Here is a 17,454-nt window from a genome sequence, read left to right on the forward strand (position 1 = left end):
AACCGGTTGGGCAGAGGAGAAGAAATGATCCAGCAGGAGTCGCGACTGAAGGTCGCCGACAACACTGGTGCCAAGGAGCTCTTGTGCATCCGTGTTCTCGGTGGCTCGAAGCGTCGCTACGCCGGGCTCGGCGACACCATCGTGTGCACCGTGAAGGACGCCATCCCCGGGGGCAGTGTGAAAAAGGGCGAGGTCGTCAAGGCCGTGATCGTGCGCGCTGTGAAGTCGCACCGTCGCGTTGACGGTTCCTACATCAAGTTCGACGAAAACGCTGCCGTCATCCTGGGCGGCACCACCAGTGAGCCCCGAGGAACTCGTATCTTCGGCCCGGTTGCCCGTGAATTGCGCGACAAGCACTTCATGCGCATCGTCTCGCTGGCTCCGGAGGTGATCTGAGATGGCGAAGATGAAGCTCAAGAAGGGTGATCGCGTTCAGGTGATCGCTGGCAAGGACAAGGGCGTGGTCGGAGAGATCATCGCCGTTGATCCGGCCAATGAGCGCGTCACCGTGCAGGGCGCCAACATCGTGCGTCGTCACACGCGTGACTCCGCCGATGCGTCCGGCGCCCAGGTGAAGGGCGGGATCATCTCCGTCGAGGCCCCGCTGCATGTCTCGAACGTGCAGCTGCTCGTCAAGGATGGTTCCAAGGACGTTCTCACCCGGATCGGCGCCCAGCGCCAGAAGGTGAGCAAGCGTCGTGCGGACGGTTCTGAGTACGAAGGCACCCGTGGCGTGCGGATCGCACGCAAGACCGGGAAGGAGATCTGATGGCCAGGAAGAATGCTGACGCGGGCCTCGCTGTTGCTGAGGTTGCTCAGGCTACTGCGCCCGAGATGCCGCGCCTGAAGAAGAAGTACCGCGAGGAAATCGTCAAGGCCCTGCATGACGAGTTCAACTACGACAACCCGATGCTGATCCCCGGTCTCACCAAGATCGTGGTCAACATGGGTGTGGGTGACGCCGCCAACGATCGCAAGATCCTCGATGGCGCGGTCAAGGACCTCACGGCCATCACCGGCCAGAAGCCCCAGACCACCAAGGCCCGCAAGTCCATCGCACAGTTCCACCTGCGCGAGGGCCAGGCCATTGGTTGCCATGTGACGCTTCGCGGCGACCGCATGTGGGAGTTCGCCGATCGACTGCTGTCGCTCGCGCTTCCCCGTATCCGTGACTTCCGCGGCCTGAACTCCAACCAGTTCGACGGCCACGGCAACTACACCTTCGGTCTCACCGAGCAGGTCATGTTCCTCGAGATCGACCAGGACAAGATCGATCGTGTCCGCGGCATGGACATCACCTTCGTGACGACCGCCCGGAACAATGAGGAAGGCCGTGCGCTGCTCAAGCACCTGGGCTTCCCCTTCAAGGCAACTGATGACGCGAAGGTCCCCTCGGCTCGGGACTTCCGGCGCAATGGCAATAGGAAGTAAGGACTCACATGGCTAAGACCGCGCTCAAGGTCAAGCAGGCTCGCAAGCCCAAGTTCGCCGTCCGCGCATACACCCGCTGCCAGCGCTGCGGGCGTCCGCGCTCGGTGTACCGCAAGTTCGGCCTGTGCCGAATCTGCCTGCGCACCCTTGCCCACGCCGGTGATCTGCCGGGCGTGACCAAGTCGTCCTGGTGATCCACCGTTCGACGCCACTGCCCGAACACGGGGTGAGCTTCGGCCCGCTCCACACTGCGCCTGGTGGCCTGCCCTGGCAGGCCGGCGGGGGCGGGAACACACATCCAACGCAGCAGGTCCGCCCAGCGGAAACCGTTGCGAGAAAGAGGCTATAAAGCCATGACTATGACCGACCCGATCGCAGACATGCTGACCCGTCTGCGCAACGCCAATCAGGCGTTCCACGACGAGACGAGCATGCCCAGCTCCAAGATCAAGGCGGGAATCGCCGAGATCCTGAAGCAGGAGGGCTACATCGCCGACTACGCGGTGAAGGATCCGGAGGCTGACGAGGTGGGCAAGAAGCTCGTCGTCACCCTCAAGTACGGCGACGATCGCAAGCGTTCAATCGCTGGCGTGCGCCGCATCAGCAAGCCCGGTCTGCGTGTCTACGCCAAGTCGAATCAGCTGCCCAAGGTTCTGGGCGGCATGGGCGTCGCGATCATCTCGACCTCACAGGGCCTGATGACCGACCGGCAGGCGCATGAGAAGTCCGTGGGCGGCGAAGTGCTCGCCTACGTCTGGTGACCGGAACGAGACAGATAAGGAGAATGTGAGATGTCACGAATTGGCAGGCTCCCCATCACCGTCCCGTCCGGCGTCGAGGTAAACCTCGATGGCCAGAAGGTGGCTGTGAAGGGCCCGAAGGGCAACCTGGATTGGAACATTCCGGAGCCCATCACGATCAAGAAGAACGATGAGGGCCAGCTTGAGCTGTCCCGTCCCGATGACGAGCGCGAGCATCGCTCGCTGCACGGCCTGTCGCGCACCCTGGTCAACAACATGATCATCGGCGTGCACGACGGCTACCAGAAGGACCTGGAGATCATCGGCGTCGGTTACCGCGTGATCTCGAAGGGTCCGACGCAGCTCGAGTTCGCGCTCGGGTTCTCGCACCCGGTGACCGTGGACGCTCCGGAGGGCATCACCTTTGAGGTGAAGACCCCCACGAGCTTCACCATCCACGGCATTGACAAGCAGGTTGTCGGTGAGATTGCGGCGAAGATCCGCAAGATCCGTCCGCCGGAGCCCTACAAGGGCAAGGGCGTGCGTTACGCGGGCGAGCACGTCCGCCGCAAGGTTGGAAAGGCAGGCGCCTGATCATGGCGATCAACATCAATCACCGCAGGAACCTTGCGCAGCGCAAGGCCTCGCAGATGCGTCGCCAGAAGCGCGTCCGCAAGCACATCTTCGGTTACCCCGAGCGTCCTCGTCTGGTGGTCACGCGCAGTGCCCGCCACATGTTCGCCCAGGTCATCGACGACGTTGCCGGCCGCACCCTGGCATCGGCTTCCACCATGGAGACCGAGCTGCGGGGCATGTCGGGCGACAAGACCGCCAAGGCGGAGAAGGTCGGCGAGCTCATTGGCCAGCGTGCCAAGGAGGCCGGCATCAGCCAGGTCGTGTTCGACCGGGCCGGAAACCAATATCACGGACGAGTTGCCGCGGTCGCCGATGGCGCCCGCAAGGCTGGTCTCGGACTCTGACGACGGAAAGGAAGAACCAGCGATGAATACTCAAGCTCAGGGCCGCGGTCGCGGTCAGGGTAACGATCGTCGCGGTCGTGACGATCGTCGGGGCCGTGACAACGACCGGAACCGGGACCAGTACCTGGAGCGCGTGGTTACCATCAACCGCGTGGCCAAGGTGGTCCAGGGTGGCCGCCGCTTCAGCTTCACCGCGCTTGTCGTGGTGGGCGACGGCGAAGGCACCGTGGGTGTCGGGTACGGAAAGGCCAAGGAGGTGCCCGCGGCCATTGCCAAGGGTGTCGAGGAGGCCAAGAAGAACTTCTTCAAGGTGCCGATGGTGCAGCGCTCGATCCCGCATCCCGTGCAGGGCGAGAAGGCTGCCGGCGTGGTTATGCTGCGCCCGGCTTCTCCCGGTACCGGCGTGATTGCCGGTGGCGCCTGCCGTGCAGTGCTCGAGTGCGCGGGCATCCAGGACGTGCTGGCCAAGTCGCTCGGCTCACCCAACGCGATCAACGTGGTGCATGCCACGGTGGCCGCGCTGAAGATGCTCGAAGAGCCGGAGCAGATCGCCAAGCGTCGTGGCAAGTCCGTTGCCGACGTGACGCCTGCTGCGCTGCTGAGGGCCCGCCAGGAAGTCGAGGTGAAGGCCTGATGGCACAGCTGAAGATCACCCAGATCAAGTCAACCGTTGCCGAGAAGCCGCACGTGCGCAGCACGGTGAAGGCCCTCGGGCTCAAGCGCATCGGCGATGTCGTGACCAAGCCTGACCGCCCGGAGTTCCGGGGCATGGCCCAGGCCGCGCGTCACGTGGTCACCATGGAAGAGGTGAAGTGAGATGGCCATCAAGGTCCATCATCTGCGTCCCGCTCCCGGGGCAAAGCAGACCAAGCACCGCGTAGGTCGCGGTGAAGCCGGCAAGGGCGGCAAGACCGCAGGCCGCGGCACGAAGGGAACGGGTGCACGCAAGAACGTGCCCGAGAACTTCGAGGGTGGCCAGATGCCGCTGCACATGCGCCTGCCGAAGCTGCGTGGCTTCCAGAACCCGTTCCGCGTCAGCTACCAGGTGGTGAACATCTCGCGCATTGCCGACCTGTTCCCCGCCGGCGGCGCCGTGGGCGTCGACGACCTGGTGAAGGCCGGCGCCGTGCGCGACGGCCAGCTGGTCAAGGTGCTCGGTGATGGCGACATCACCGTGAAGCTCGAGGTCACCGCTGACAAGTTCAGCGCGTCGGCCAAGGAGAAGATCGAGAAGGCCGGTGGCAGCGTCACCGTCCAGTGACCTGATCCCAGCCTGAAGCAAGGAGGGCGCTTCCCGTAAGGGAGGCGCCCTCCTTGTTTCAGGTTCCTCGGCTCCTGGTGCGCCCGCCGGGCCACTTGTCCTGAAAATCTTACGGACTGCGCCGGCCCGGTGGGCGCACCCGGATCATGGCGCTGAGTGCAGCCAGGGACCGTGACGGGGAAACGCGCCTCAGGGTCGGTCGCGGACCTGTCCCGGACGGGTGATGGGGGAGAGAAGAGCTCTCGGGCTGGATCAGAAGGCAGCTGACATGGGTGTGCTCCTCGGCCCAGCGCCGTCCGTAAGCGTCACTGGACAAGCGGGCCGAGGAGCACACCATGGCTCCAGTCTTATCTGGCTCAGATGGACTTCAGCATGGTCTCGAAGTCATTCTTCAGCTCGAAGTCGTCGTCACCATGGGAGGCCTTGTCGGTGTCCGAGCCGCTGAGCTCGTCGGTGTTCGGCACGCCGGCGCGCATGGCCAGCAGGCCCACGAAGGAGCCGGCGGCGTCCTCGGTGCGCTTGTCCAGCGATGCGGGGCTGCCCCAGTCATCGGTGGCGGCGAAGATAGACGTGGGCACCACCAGGGCGTGCAGGTAGTGGAACAGCGGCAGCAGCGCGCGATCGATCGCCAGCGAGTGGCGGGCGGTGCCGCCGGTGGCTCCCAGCAGCACCGGCTTGCCACGCAGGATGGCGTCGTCGGCCACCTCGAAGAACAACGACAGCAGTGCGGCCGGCTGGGTGTTGTAGATGGGGCTCACCACGATGAGCGTGTCAGCGGCCTCCACTGATTCGATGGCCCCGGCCACACGGGGACTGGGAACGCGCGAGATCTCGGAGCTCATGAGTTCCGTGGCGATGTCGCGCAGCTCGATCACCTCGATGGGCTCGTCCAGCTCAAGGCCAGCGGCGCCGGCGTGCTTCACGGTGGCTGCCGCCAGGCGGTCCACCAGCATCCTGGTGGCCGAGGGCTGTCCCATGCCGGCGCTGATTGCGAGAACCTTCATGCTTGCGTGTCTCCTGTGACATATCGGTCGTGCTGGGGTCTTGCCGGGTCCGGTGGGGGACCCCTGGACGTGCGGGCGACGGCCGGCGTGCACCGGCCGTCGCAACACGCTTACTTCTCGAACACCGAGTCCGGCGGCTCAGGGGCGTCGGAGGTGCCGGTCACATCATCGGCACCGACCTTGACGTGCTCCACGGGGGCAACCCCGGCGGCGTCGCGGGCGGCGACCAGCGAGGCGTGCGTGGGGGCATCCGGGATGTCGTCGGGACGTCCCTCGAGGAAGCCCTTGCGCATCTCCGGGAGGATCTCCCCGAGCAGGTCGAGCTGCTCAAGCACCGTCTTGATGGGCAGGCCGGCGTGATCGATGAGGAACATCTGGCGCTGGTAGTGGCCGACGTCGTCCTTGAAGCTCAGCGTGCGCTCGAGCACCTGCTGGGGCGAGCCGACGGTCAGCGGCGTGTACTCGGTGAACTCCTCCATCGATGGCCCGTGACCGTACACCGGCGCATTGTCGAAGTAGGGACGGTATTCCTTGATGGCGTCCTGCGAGTTCTTGCGCATGAAGAACTGGCCACCCAGGCCGACGATCGCCTGGTCGTAGCGGCCGTGCCCGTAGTGCTCATAGCGGCGACGGTAGAGGTCGACCATGCGCTTGGTGTGGTTCATCGTCCAGAAGATGTTGTTGTGGAAGAAGCCATCACCGTAGTAGGCCGCCTGCTCGGCGATCTCGGGGGAGCGGATCGACCCGTGCCACACGAAGGGCGGCACATCGTCGAGGGGGCGCGGAATCGCGGTGAAGCCCTGCAGCGGCGTGCGGAACTTGCCCTGCCAGTCCACCACTTCCTCGCGCCACAGGCGGTGGAGCAGGTTGTAGTTCTCCAGCGCCAAGTTGATGCCTTGGCGAATGTCCTTGCCGAACCACGGGTAGACGGGGCCGGTGTTGCCGCGGCCCAGCATGAGGTCAACGCGACCGTCGGCCAGGTGTTGCAGCATCGCATAGTCCTCGGCGATCTTCACCGGGTCATCGGTGGTGATCAGCGTGGTGGCGGTGGACAGCGTGATCTTGCTGGTCTGCGCAGCCAACCAACCCAGCGTGGTGGTCGGCGACGACGAGACGAAAGGGGGATTGTGGTGCTCGCCGAGCGCGAAGGCGTCCAGGCCGATCTCCTCGGCCTTCTTCACGATGAGCGCGTAGTTCTTCAGGCGCTCATGCTCGGTGGGAGTGATGCCAGTGGTCGGATCAGGCGTCAGATCAGAGACGCTGAAGATGCCGATCTGTACCGGCACACGGTTCTCGGTGGTGTCCATGAAGCCCCCAAAGTAGTTGAGATTGCAACTAATAACGTCAGTCTAGCCTCTTCTATTCCCCGGGGGGAGGGCCCCGCGGGGCTCACAGCTGCCGGGGGATCGGAGGGGGTCAGCTTGTGGCGATGGACGCTCCCGAACACGCGTTGAAGGGGGCCGCGGCCACATGGCCACGACCCCCTTCAATGTGCTGTCAGGTGGTGCTCCGCGTCGCCGTCATGGGGACGACGTGGGCTTCAACCTCAATATGTGATCAGTCCTTCTGCCACCCGATGTTCTCGGGGAAGTCGCCGATCTGAGTGCGGATCGTGGAGTACACGCCCGCGCCCACATTGGCCAGGCCCTTCTTCACTGCGAAAATCTCAGGGCCGTTGTAGATGGGCACGATCCCGAAGGTCTGCAAGGCCTGCACCTCGAGCTCATTGGCCTTGGATTCCTGCTGCTCGGCGGTTTCCAGGGACATCAGGCCACCGGGGCCCTTGATGAGATTGTCCATCTCGGCGGTGCCGGTGCCCGACTTGTTGAGCGTGGAGTCGGAGCAATAGGTCTGGCAGAAGAAGGCGACGCCGTTGGGATCGGTGGAGGCGAAGCCGGAGATCAGCAGGTCGAAGTCCCGGTTCTTCACCGTGGTGGAGAAGTCCTTTGTGGACTTCTGAATGATCTGCACGTCGATCCCGATGGCCTTCATCTGGGTCTGGAAGGCCTGGTACATCGCCTTGGAGGTGGTGCTTGAGCTGAACAGCGGCAGCCGCAGGCTCAATGGCCTGCCATCCTTGGCATAGAGACCATCGGAGCCCTTCGCGTAGCCAGCATCCTCAAGGCCCTTGGTAGCGGCGGCGGTATCGGTCTTCGGGACCACCTTGGTCCAATTGTCCTGATAGCCCTTCTGGAAGGGATACAGGACGAACGAGCCGCCGAGGGTCTCTGAGTAGTCAAGGCCCTGGAAGAGCACCTGTTGCAGCTGGGCACGGTTGATGCCCGTGGCGATCGCCTTGCGCACTGCGGTGTCGCTGAGCAGGTCCGACTTCGAGTTCATGGTGAGCAGGTAGTTGGCTGCCCGCGTGCCTCGCCGGATATCGGTATTTGCCACGCCGGTCACCTGGGTGAGCAATTCCGAGGTAGCGGTTTCGACGGTGTCGGCCTCGCCATTCTTGTAGGCATTCACCTGGGCCTGCACATCAGCACGCACGGTGTAGGTGATCTTGTCGAGCTTCCCCTTGTCGCCCCACCAATTGGGGTTGCGTTCGAAGGTGACCACGCCAGCATTGGCGTCAAAGCCGGTGAGCGCATAGGGGCCGGCGCCCCACTCGGGATGGGCGCTGGCCAGCGTGCCGCCGGTGTAGCCGTTGTTGAAGATGTCAGCGCTGTTGACGGCGGGATGAAGCACATTGTTGAACAGGCTGGAGTACCAGGGATAGGGCCCGGTGAAAGTGACAACGGCCGTCTTGGCATTGTCGCCGGCCTTCACCGAGTCGATGAGGTTGTAGCCATCGGTGCTGTTGGCGCTGTACTCGGTGTCCTTGCCGTTGTTGGCTTGCCACGTGGCCTGGAAGGCAGTCCAGTCGAGGTCGGTGCCGTCGTTGAACTTGGCCTTGTCGTTGATCTTGTAGGTGACGACCGTTTTGCCGTCCTTGAGCTCGGAGTTCACCGACTCGAGGTAGTTCTTGTCCAGCTTCATGTCGCCGCTGGGGGTGAACTTGATGAGCACCGGGTTGTACCAGTTCCACAGGGTGTGGGTGTCGGTGCTCATGTTCGCCTGGAACTGGTTGAGCTGCGGCGTGATCTCGCCGATGGAGAGGTTCAGGTTGCCGCCGTCCTTGAGGTTCGTGGCGGCCTGCTCATTGATCGAGTAGCTGAACTTTGTACTGTCGTTTCCCGACTTGGTGGACGAGCTCGTGTTCGAGCCACAGCCAGCAAGCGCGAGCGCCAGCACAGCGACACCGGCAAACGCCTTCGTCGTGGTGGATCGCATGGTCTTCACTCCTTGCCTTCATTGGTTGGGTGGGTGAGCGGGTCTTCTGCTGACTATGTCAGCACATTCTTCAGCGAAAATGGCACGCGACGAGATGGTCGACGCCTTCGCCCCCGTGCAGTGCCGGCGTCTCATGGAGACACCGGGCCCGATCCTGCTCGGGAAGCGTCTGGAACAACGGGCAGCGGCTTGCGAAACGGCAGCCGGGCTCGTTGTCAGTGGGGGAGGGCAGATCGCCCTTGAGGACGACGCGTGATCTGCTGCGCTCCACAGTGGGATCAGGAATCGGGATCGCCGACAGCAATGCCTGGGTATAGGGGTGGCGGCTCTCGTCGAAGACGGCATCCACGTCGCCGATCTCGACGATCGCGCCCAGATAGAGCACGGCCACCCGGTCGGAGATGTGGCGCACCACTGACAGGTCGTGGGCCACCAGCAGATAGCTCAGCTCGAGCTTGGCCTGCAGCTCGGCGAGCAGGTTGATCACGCCGGCCTGGATCGACACGTCCAGGGCGGACACCGGCTCGTCCAGCGCCAGCACCTTCGGATTCGTGGCCAGGGCGCGGGCGATGCCGATGCGCTGGCGCTGACCGCCCGAGAAGGCTCCCGGGAAGCGATCGATGTGTGCCGGGTCAAGGCCCACCAGGTTCATCAGCTCATTGACCCGCGCCTCGATGCCATCGCGGGGAAAGCCGAGCGTGTGCAGCGGTTCGGCGATGATGTCGTAGACGGTGAAGCGGGGATCGAGGGCGCCCATGGGGTCCTGGAAGACCATCTGGATATTGCGGCGCTCGGCGCGGCGCTGGGCGCGGGACAGTGTCTTGAGCCGCTTGCCGTCCAGCTCGATCTCGCCCACGGTGTCATGGCTCATGGCCATGATCTCCAACAGCGTGGTCGACTTTCCGCTGCCGGACTCACCGACGATGGACAGCGTCTCACCGGCCCGCACATCGAAGCTGATGTCGTCGACCGCATAGACCGAGCCCACGCGACGCTTGAGCAGCGCACCCTTGATGAGTGGGAAGGTCTTCACCAGGTGGTCCACCTTGATGGTGGTGGCACGCTCGTCGCGCGGCGTCTCACGGATGTCGCTAGCGGGACGCGGCGGCACCGGAAATACCGGCTTGCCATCGATCTCGCCCCCATGGATCTCGCCGGAACGCCAACAGGCGGAGCTGTGCAGCAGTTCGGCCTCGCCCGGGGCGGTGTCAGGGTGCGAGATCGTCTGGTCAATCGTGTCGATCACCTCAAGGCCCGGCTCCCGGGTGCGGCAATGATCCACGGCGACGGGGCAGCGCGGGGCGAAGGGACAGCCGTCGGGCAGGTTGATCAGGATGGGCGGATTGCCCTTGATCGGCACCAGGGGAGCGTTGTCGTTGTGGTGCACCTTGGGGATCGCGCCCAGCAGTCCGAGCGTGTAGGGCATGCGCGGGTGGGAGAAGACCTCGTAGACGGGGGCCTGCTCCACCGGCTTGCCGGCATACATCACCAGCACCTCGTCGGCCGATCCGGCGATCACGCCCATGTCATGGGTGATGAGGATCACCGCGGCATGGGTCTCGCGCTGGGCCACCTTGAGCAGGTCGAGGATCTGCGCCTGGATCGTCACGTCAAGCGCGGTGGTGGGCTCATCGGCGATGATCACCCGTGGGTTGTTGGCCATGGCGATGGCGATGACCACCCGTTGGCGCATGCCGCCGCTGAACTCGTGGGGGAATGACTTCACGCGGGTGGCGGGATTGGGGATGCCCACCAATCCGAGCAATTCGATGGCGCGCGCCCGGGCGTCCGATTCGGAGATGTGCGGGTTCTTGGCCTTGAGCGCCTCGATGATCTGGTCACCCACCGAGAACACGGGGGTGAGGCTCGACAGCGGGTCCTGGAAGATCATCGCGATGTCGTTGCCGCGGTGCCTGGTCATCTGCTGGTCTGACCGGCCGAGGAGCTCGGTGCCGTCGAAGGTGACCGAGCCGGTGACCTTCGCGGAATCGGCGAGCAGGCCGATGATCGCCAGCGAGGTGACCGACTTTCCGGAGCCCGATTCGCCGACGATGCCCAGGGTGCGGCCGGGGTACAGGTCGAAGGAGACGCCGCGCACGGCATCGACCACCCCAGCCTCGCTGGGGAAGGACACATGCAGGTCGTTGACGGACAGAATCGGATCGGTCATGCCCGGCCTCCGGCTGCTGAGTTCGGGTCGAGCGCATCGCGCAGACCATCGGAAATGAGTGCCACCGACACGGTGAGCAGGGTAAGGGTGCCGGCTGAGAACCAGAACAGCCACGGCGTGCTGGAAATTGCTGAGACGCCGCTCTGCAGCATTGTGCCCAGCGAGACGTCGGGGATCTTCACTCCGAAGCCCAGGAATGACAGGCCGGTCTCGGTCATCACGGTGCTCACCACGCCCAGCGTGAACTGGATCACCAGCAGGGAGCCGATATTGGGCACCATGTGGCGGATCACCACCGACGGCCCGCGGGCCCCCATGAAGCGCGCGGCGGAGATGTACTCGCGCTCACGCACCGAGGTGGACAGCGACCAGATGACACGGGCCGGATACATCCAGCCGAAGATGATCATCACCACTATGAGCATCTGCCAGGCGCCCGAGTAGTGGTTGGCGATGAGCGCCATGAGCAGGAAGCTCGGCAGGATGAGCAGGAAGTTGATCACGGCCAGCACGATGCGCTCGGTGAGGCCGGCCAGGTAGGCCGCCAGCGCGCTGATGAATGCGGCGAACAGCGTGGTGACCAACGAGACCGAGACGGCGATGGTCATGGAACGGCCGATGCCGTGCATCAACATGGCGAAGACGTCGATGCCGCCAGAGTTGGTGCCGAACAGGTGGGTGGCGTTGACCAGCGTGCCATCGGGACGTACCACCGAGCCCGGGGTTCCGGGTTGGGCACCCAGCGCCGCGAAGTCCATGTCGGTGTACTGGAAGGGCGTGAGCCTGCCGCCCACCAGTGAGCACAGCACGAGAAAGGCGAAGACGCCCAGCCCCACCACGGCCGGCTTGTTGCGCCAGAAGCGACGCACGTACAACCGCATGCGGCGCGTGCGGTGTGCCGGCAGGTTGAGATTCTGGTCGCCGTCGGCGGTGGCGACATAACCCGACTCATCGGGAACGAGCTGATCAGGGGTCTGGCTCATCTCAGCTCACCTTCACTCGGGGATCCAGGAGCACCACGAAGATGTCGGCCAGGATGGCGCCCACGGCGGTCATGGCCGCGGCAAAGGCGGCCACCGCCACCACGCCATGGATGTCGTTCTTCGCGATGGTGGTGACGAAATAGTCACCCATGCCCTGCCAGCCGAAGATCTTCTCGGTGAGTACCGCGCCGGTGAAGATGCCCGGAATGGCGAACGCCACCTGGGTGGCCACCGGAATGATCGAGGTGCGCAGTGCGTGGCGGCGGATGGCCTGGGGCTTGGTCAGGCCCTTCGCCCGGGCGGTGCGCACATAGTCGGCATTGATGTTGTCAAGCAACAGGGAGCGCTGCATGAAGTGATAGCTGGCGTAGTTGATGAACAACAGGCACAGGGTGGGCAGGATGAGGTGCTGCGCCTTGTCGAGCAGCACCGGGAAGAAGCCGTGCACCCCGATGCTTGCCGAGCCGGTGACGAAGAAGATGCGCTGGCCGGCGGCACCGTTGATGGCGATGGCGGCGATCACGGCCACCATGGACGCCACGACGATGTGGGTGTTCATGGCCACGATCGAGAGCGCCTGGAAGATGCGGTCACCCAGCTTGTACTGGCGCGAGGCAGTGTAGACGCCCACCGCGATGCCCACCGCGCAGGCCAGGATGGTGGCCCCGAGCATGAGCTGGGCGGAGTTCCACACCCGGAATGCCACCTGGGTGTTGACGGCCTGGCCGTCGGGTGACATGCCCCAGTTCCAGTGCAGCAGCACGTCTTGCAGCCAGGTCCACCAACGATCGATCAACGAGACCGTGGGATCCAGGTTGTAGGGATGCAGCATCCGGTCGATCTGGTCATCGGGAATTGGGGGATTCCGTTCGAGATAGTTCGCCCTTGGGTCAAGGAACAGGCTGGCGAGGAAGTAGGTGAGGTTGGTGGCCAGGAAGATCATTCCGATCCAGCCCAGCACCCGGCGCAGCAGATACTTGATCACGCCGGCACCCCGCGGCCGACGCGCAGTGCGTGACTGCTCAGCAGCGTCGCTTTCGGTTGCGTAACTGTTCAGGTGGTGGCTGGGGTCCAGGCCTGTCCGTTGAACAGGTCGACGAGGACCTGGTAGGTGTTGCAGGCCTGCTTGGTGGCGGTGGACAGGTAGGAGCGCAGCCGGAGGAAGCCCTCGGCGCCGGTCAGAGTGCGGTGGCATCCCGAGACCTTCTGATGCACCTTGACCATGCGGATCTCGCGTTCAGCGGCGTTGTTGTCGGGTGCCAGGCCCGGTGTGGTGGCGAAGCGCAGGTAGTCGTCGATCCGGGCACTGATCCGCCGGGCCAGGGCGCGGTGCTTCGCCCCGACCTTCCCGGGCACTCCCGAATCCGCACCCAGTCGTGCTGCGTCGACGATGAGACGCCGCCCGGCCTCCAGCAGTCCGGGGTCGGCCTGTCCTGCGGCGGCGTGGGGATCGCGGATCAGCGGCAGGAGGGCGTCGAGGACCTGGCGGGCCCAGCAGAACGCCCCGGGCGGGTCGTGGGCGTCGTGGTGGTCGGCCACCGCGACCAGTTCGCGGATCAGGTGGGCGCAGCACAGTTGGTGGTCCACGTGCTCGTAGGTGTCGTAGGGGGCCCACGCGTCATGGACCAGCACACCGGTGCAGCCGGGCAGGATGCCGGCGGCATCCATCCCCGCCCGGCCCCGCCGCCGGTGCACACTGATATGCGAGTACTGACCGGTGGAGGCCGAGTGGACCCAGTGCAGCTTCCCAGCGACCCGCAGCCCGGTCTCATCGGCGTGGACGACAGGGGATGCGGCGATCCGGCCCGCCACCTGGCCGGTGAAGGCGTCCAGGGGCTCACCGCCCGCCTGTTCGACGGCGGCGGCCACCGCCCCGGTCGACACGGGCATCCCCAGCAGGTCGGCCATGGTCACCGCGACCCGCCTGATCGGTATGTACTGGCCGGCGGCCAGGTAGACCATCGCCGCACGGGCCGCCGGCCCGTAGGAGACCGGCGCGGCCACCCCGGCCGGAGCCGTCCCCGCCGTCAGGTGCCCGCAGGCGCACCGGCGGGTGAGGATCTGGTGCTCGGTCACCACCGCGCGCACCTGGGGCAGGTCGACCACCTGCCGGGCCACCACACCCACGTCGCAGCACTCGTCCAGGACCCCGCCGCAGGCCGGGCACCGGTCCGGGGCGTGGGTCACGATGTGATCGGGATGATCGACCTGGCGCAGGGCCGCACCCGGATGGCCGGGCTGGCCGCCCGGGTGCCGTTCTGAGGGGCGCCGCAAGGATTTCGGGGCCGGCTTGGCCAACCCGTCTGCCGAGGGTGGCTTCGACGAGTTGCGCGAGGTCGACCCGAGTTGGCGTTCCAACTCAGCGATCTGGGCCGCCTGGGCGGCCACCAGCCCGACCAGCTCGTCATAGGTGGGTTTACGCGACCGCGGCATGCCCCGAATACTCCACCTCCAGCCCCCGGACCAGCGACGCGACACGCCGCACACCCCGCCAGACCCCCGAACCCACCAGCTGAACAGTTACTCGGTTGCATTGTCTGCCAACCCCCTTGTAGGCGTCATGACATTCTGGGACGCCGCTGTGGCCTCTTGTACCGGATGCGCACCGTCATGGGACGCTGTGCGCACAACCACTGTTGTGGCCGGCTCGCGCTGACAACTTACTGATAAAACGCCGCGTCCGGCAAGGCTCGATGCGGTACGGCGACGCTTCCGCAAGTTTGTAGCACCTCCTCTGGGAGGATGTGCGCGCGGGGTTTGGCTAGGCCAGACCCCCCTTGGGCGTTAGCATGACAGGGTTGCCCGTGCGCTTGCGTGTGCCCGCGGCGCCAACAGCATGGCCATCAACAGAGAGTGCAGATGTGATTTCGGGTTTCCTCAATGCCTTCCGCACGCCGGATCTTCGAAAGAAGATGCTGTTCACCTTGTTCATCCTGGTGATCTTCCGCATCGGCTCGACGATCCCTGCGCCCAATGTCAACATCGCAGCAATCCAGAAGTGCGCCACGGATGCCACCACCGGTGAACAGGCCGGCGTCTACGCGATGATCAACCTGTTCAGTGGCGGCGCCCTGTTGCACCTGGCGATCTTCGCGCTGGGCATCATGCCCTACATCACCGCATCGATCATCCTGCAGCTGCTCACCGTGGTGATTCCCCGACTGGAGGCCCTCAAGAAGGAGGGTGCCACCGGTCAGGAGACGATCACCAAGTACACACGTTGGCTCACCATCGTGCTCGGCGTGCTGCAGGCCACCAGCTTCACCATGATGGCCGTGTCCGGGCAGCTCTACCGCACCTGCACCGAGTCGGTGGTCTACTCCGATGGCGTCTTCCCGATCATCGTGATGATCCTGACGATGACCGCCGGCACCTCGCTGATCATGTGGATGGGCGAGCTCATCACCGACCGCGGCGTTGGCAACGGCATGTCGATCCTGATCTTCACCCAGATCGCCGCGCGCTTCCCTTCGTCGATGTGGTCGATCAAGACCGCCCACCAGGGCAACCAGGGCTGGCTGCTGCTGGTGTTGGTGGTCGCGGTGGGCCTGCTGGTGATGGCCGGCGTGGTCTTCGTGGAGCAGGCGCAGCGCCGCATCCCGGTGCAGTACGCCAAACGCATGGTCGGCAACCGCCTGATGGGCGGATCGACGACCTATATCCCGATGAAGGTCAACCAGGCCGGCGTGATCCCCGTGATCTTCGCGGCCTCCATGCTGTACCTACCGATGTTGTATGCCATGTTCCGCCCCGAGGGTGCGGCGGCCACGTGGATCGCCACCAACCTCAATGGTCGCGGCGACACCGTCTGGTACAACGTCATCTACGTCGCGATGATCATCTTCTTCACCTTCTTCTACGTCTCGATCACCTTCGATCCGGTGGAGGTGAGCGACAACATGAGGAAGTTCGGTGGGTTCATCCCGGGCATCCGTGCCGGCAAGCCGACCGAGGACTACCTGGCCTATGTGCTCAGTCGCCTCACCGCGCCCGGTTCGTTGTACCTGGCGCTGATTTCGCTGATACCCACGGTGGCCATCGTGCTGCTGGGCGCCGACCAGAACTTCCCATTCGGCGGCACGAGCCTGCTCATCATGGTGGGCGTGGGGCTTGACACCGTCAAACAGATCGATTCCCAACTTCATCAACGCAACTACGAAGGGTTCCTCAAGTGAGACTGCTCATCATGGGCGCCCCCGGCGCCGGCAAGGGCACGCAGGCAGTGGGCATCGCCAAGCACTACGGTGTGCCAGCGATCTCAACCGGAGACATGTTCCGCGACAATGTGAAGAATGGCACCCCGCTGGGCAAGCAGGTGGACGCCATCATGAAGGCCGGCGACTTCGTGCCCGACGAGCTCACCGAGCAGATCGTGGCGGATCGACTTGACCAGCCGGACGCCCAGGGTGGCTTCCTGCTCGACGGCTTTCCGCGCACCATGCACCAGGTGGACGCGCTGGATGACTACCTCGACAAGCATGGGCACTCCCTCGACGCGGTGATCAGCCTGGACGTCGATCCCGAGGACCTCATCGCGCGCCTGCTCAAGCGGGCCGAGCTCGAGGGTCGCGCCGACGACAATGAGGAGACCATCCGGCACCGCATGGAGGTCTACACCTCCAGCACTGCGCCCCTGCTCGACGCCTACAAGTCACGCGGCCTGCTCGTGGCCGTCGATGGCAACGGCACGGTCGACGAGGTGGGCGCCCGGATCGCCGCCGCCGTCGATGCCAAGGTCGGGCGTTGAGCCCGTTGCACGTGGAACGCATTGAGGTCAAGAGCCTCGACCAGATCAAGGCCATGCGCGTGGCCGGCCTGGTCGTGGCCGAGGGGCTGGCGGCGATGGGCGACGCGGTGCGTCCCGGCATCACCACCGGCGAGATCGACCAGATCGGCCGGGACGTGCTGGCTGCGCATGGCGCCACCAGCAATTTCCTGGGCTATGGCACCGAATGGGGCCTGCCGCCCTATCCCGGGGTCGCCTGCATCAGCGTCAACGAGGTGGTGGTGCACGGCATCCCCGGAAGCCGCGTATTGCAGCCCGGCGACATCGTCTCCATTGACTACGGCGCCATCGTCAATGGCTGGCACGGCGATGCTGCCCGCACCTTTGCCGTGGGCGAGATCGACTCCGACTCACAGCTGCTCAGCGATGTGACCCGTGAATCCATGTGGGCCGGTATCTCCACCATCGGCACCGGACGGCGCATCGGCGACGTCTCGCACGCCGTGGAGGAGTCGATTGACTCCCACGGACGTGACTTCGGCATCATCCGCGACTACACCGGCCATGGCATCGGTACCGCCATGCACCAGGCGCCCGATATCCCGAACTACGGCAAGGCCCACCGGGGTCCGAAGATCGGCCCCGGCATGTGCCTGTGCGTCGAGCCGATGGTCACCCTGGGCATGGATGACACGGCGGTGCTCGACGACGAGTGGACCGTGGTCACGGTTGATTCGTCGCGTGCGGCGCACTGGGAGAACACTACCGCAGTGCTTCCCAATGGACTGTGGGTGCTGACCGAGCCGGACGGGGGCCGCGCGCAGCTGGAGGCCCATGGCGCCAGCTATGCCGGCCTCGACTGACATCCGCCTGACATAGGCTG

20 protein-coding genes are annotated in these 17,454 nt (G+C 64.9%); 13 read left to right on the forward strand and 7 right to left on the reverse strand.

The annotated features are described in order from the left end of the window. Positions 1-24 precede the first annotated feature (24 nt). The 10 genes from rplN (at position 25) to rplO (ending at position 4,412) form a co-directional block, all read left to right on the forward strand. The gene (gene rplN, locus RM25_RS02660; protein ID WP_013160500.1) at positions 25-396 is read left to right on the forward strand and encodes a 50S ribosomal protein L14; all 372 of its coding nucleotides are present in this window, start codon (positions 25-27) and stop codon (positions 394-396) included. A gap of 1 nt (position 397) precedes the next feature. Next, complete coding sequence (rplX, locus tag RM25_RS02665; protein ID WP_013160501.1) at positions 398-769, forward strand: 50S ribosomal protein L24; 372 nt, start codon at positions 398-400, stop codon at positions 767-769. Continuing rightward, positions 769-1,431, forward strand: coding sequence for a 50S ribosomal protein L5 (rplE, locus tag RM25_RS02670; RefSeq protein WP_013160502.1), 663 nt, complete (start codon positions 769-771; stop codon positions 1,429-1,431). The genes rplX and rplE overlap by 1 nt, the downstream gene beginning before the upstream one ends. Before the next feature lie 8 nt (positions 1,432-1,439). After that, positions 1,440-1,625: a type Z 30S ribosomal protein S14 gene (locus RM25_RS02675; RefSeq protein ID WP_013160503.1), complete on the forward strand. Its 186-nt coding sequence runs from the start codon at positions 1,440-1,442 to the stop codon at positions 1,623-1,625. A 159-nt stretch (positions 1,626-1,784) separates the two neighbouring features. Further along, entirely contained in the window at positions 1,785-2,192 is a 408-nt protein-coding gene (gene rpsH, locus RM25_RS02680) for a 30S ribosomal protein S8 (RefSeq protein WP_013160504.1), read from the forward strand. Between the two features lie 30 nt (positions 2,193-2,222). After that, positions 2,223-2,765: a 50S ribosomal protein L6 gene (gene rplF / locus RM25_RS02685; protein WP_013160505.1), complete on the forward strand. Its 543-nt coding sequence runs from the start codon at positions 2,223-2,225 to the stop codon at positions 2,763-2,765. A gap of 2 nt (positions 2,766-2,767) precedes the next feature. Next, positions 2,768-3,151 carry a 50S ribosomal protein L18 gene (rplR, locus tag RM25_RS02690; protein ID WP_013160506.1) on the forward strand — a complete coding sequence of 128 codons (384 nt, stop codon included), beginning with the start codon at positions 2,768-2,770 and terminating at the stop codon, positions 3,149-3,151. Positions 3,152-3,173: 22 nt separating this feature from the next. Next, positions 3,174-3,785 (forward strand): 30S ribosomal protein S5, encoded by a 612-nt coding sequence (rpsE, locus tag RM25_RS02695; RefSeq protein WP_036939625.1) that lies wholly within the window; start codon positions 3,174-3,176, stop codon positions 3,783-3,785. Next, complete coding sequence (gene rpmD / locus RM25_RS02700) at positions 3,785-3,967, forward strand: 50S ribosomal protein L30 (protein WP_013160508.1); 183 nt, start codon at positions 3,785-3,787, stop codon at positions 3,965-3,967. Before rpsE ends, rpmD begins: the two co-directional genes overlap by 1 nt. Before the next feature lies 1 nt (position 3,968). Continuing rightward, the gene (gene rplO / locus RM25_RS02705) at positions 3,969-4,412 is read left to right on the forward strand and encodes a 50S ribosomal protein L15 (protein ID WP_013160509.1); all 444 of its coding nucleotides are present in this window, start codon (positions 3,969-3,971) and stop codon (positions 4,410-4,412) included. Between the two features lie 356 nt (positions 4,413-4,768). On the opposite strand, the gene RM25_RS02710 is transcribed toward rplO, so the two are convergent. The 7 genes from RM25_RS02710 to tnpC form a co-directional block, all read right to left on the reverse strand. Further along, a complete protein-coding gene (locus RM25_RS02710) occupies positions 4,769-5,416 on the reverse strand; it encodes a CE1759 family FMN reductase (RefSeq protein ID WP_044636015.1) in 648 nt (215 codons plus the stop codon). Between the two features lie 110 nt (positions 5,417-5,526). After that, positions 5,527-6,723: an LLM class flavin-dependent oxidoreductase gene (locus RM25_RS02715; protein ID WP_013160511.1), complete on the reverse strand. Its 1,197-nt coding sequence runs from the start codon at positions 6,721-6,723 to the stop codon at positions 5,527-5,529. A 250-nt stretch (positions 6,724-6,973) separates the two neighbouring features. Next, positions 6,974-8,692, reverse strand: coding sequence for an ABC transporter family substrate-binding protein (locus RM25_RS02720; protein WP_044636633.1), 1,719 nt, complete (start codon positions 8,690-8,692; stop codon positions 6,974-6,976). A gap of 70 nt (positions 8,693-8,762) precedes the next feature. Beyond that, a complete protein-coding gene (locus tag RM25_RS02725; RefSeq protein WP_044636016.1) occupies positions 8,763-10,862 on the reverse strand; it encodes a dipeptide ABC transporter ATP-binding protein in 2,100 nt (699 codons plus the stop codon). Next, a complete protein-coding gene (locus RM25_RS02730; RefSeq protein WP_044636017.1) occupies positions 10,859-11,845 on the reverse strand; it encodes an ABC transporter permease in 987 nt (328 codons plus the stop codon). The genes RM25_RS02725 and RM25_RS02730 overlap by 4 nt, the downstream gene beginning before the upstream one ends. Before the next feature lies 1 nt (position 11,846). Next, positions 11,847-12,830, reverse strand: coding sequence for an ABC transporter permease (locus RM25_RS02735; protein WP_044636018.1), 984 nt, complete (start codon positions 12,828-12,830; stop codon positions 11,847-11,849). A 68-nt stretch (positions 12,831-12,898) separates the two neighbouring features. Further along, positions 12,899-14,278 (reverse strand): IS66 family transposase, encoded by a 1,380-nt coding sequence (gene tnpC, locus RM25_RS02740; RefSeq protein ID WP_097784151.1) that lies wholly within the window; start codon positions 14,276-14,278, stop codon positions 12,899-12,901. Between the two features lie 428 nt (positions 14,279-14,706). Here tnpC and secY point away from each other — a divergent pair, with 428 nt between their 5' ends. The 3 genes from secY to map are packed head-to-tail and all read left to right on the forward strand — an operon-like array spanning position 14,707 to position 17,434. Continuing rightward, on the forward strand, positions 14,707-16,020 hold the full coding sequence (secY, locus tag RM25_RS02745) for a preprotein translocase subunit SecY (protein WP_044636019.1): 1,314 nt from the start codon (positions 14,707-14,709) through the stop codon (positions 16,018-16,020). Beyond that, positions 16,017-16,592 (forward strand): adenylate kinase, encoded by a 576-nt coding sequence (locus RM25_RS02750; protein ID WP_044636020.1) that lies wholly within the window; start codon positions 16,017-16,019, stop codon positions 16,590-16,592. The genes secY and RM25_RS02750 overlap by 4 nt, the downstream gene beginning before the upstream one ends. After that, on the forward strand, positions 16,589-17,434 hold the full coding sequence (gene map / locus RM25_RS02755; RefSeq protein WP_013160518.1) for a type I methionyl aminopeptidase: 846 nt from the start codon (positions 16,589-16,591) through the stop codon (positions 17,432-17,434). Before RM25_RS02750 ends, map begins: the two co-directional genes overlap by 4 nt. Positions 17,435-17,454: the final 20 nt, after the last annotated feature.

The organism is Propionibacterium freudenreichii subsp. freudenreichii (genome assembly GCF_000940845.1).
GTDB classification, from domain to species: domain Bacteria; phylum Actinomycetota; class Actinomycetes; order Propionibacteriales; family Propionibacteriaceae; genus Propionibacterium; species Propionibacterium freudenreichii.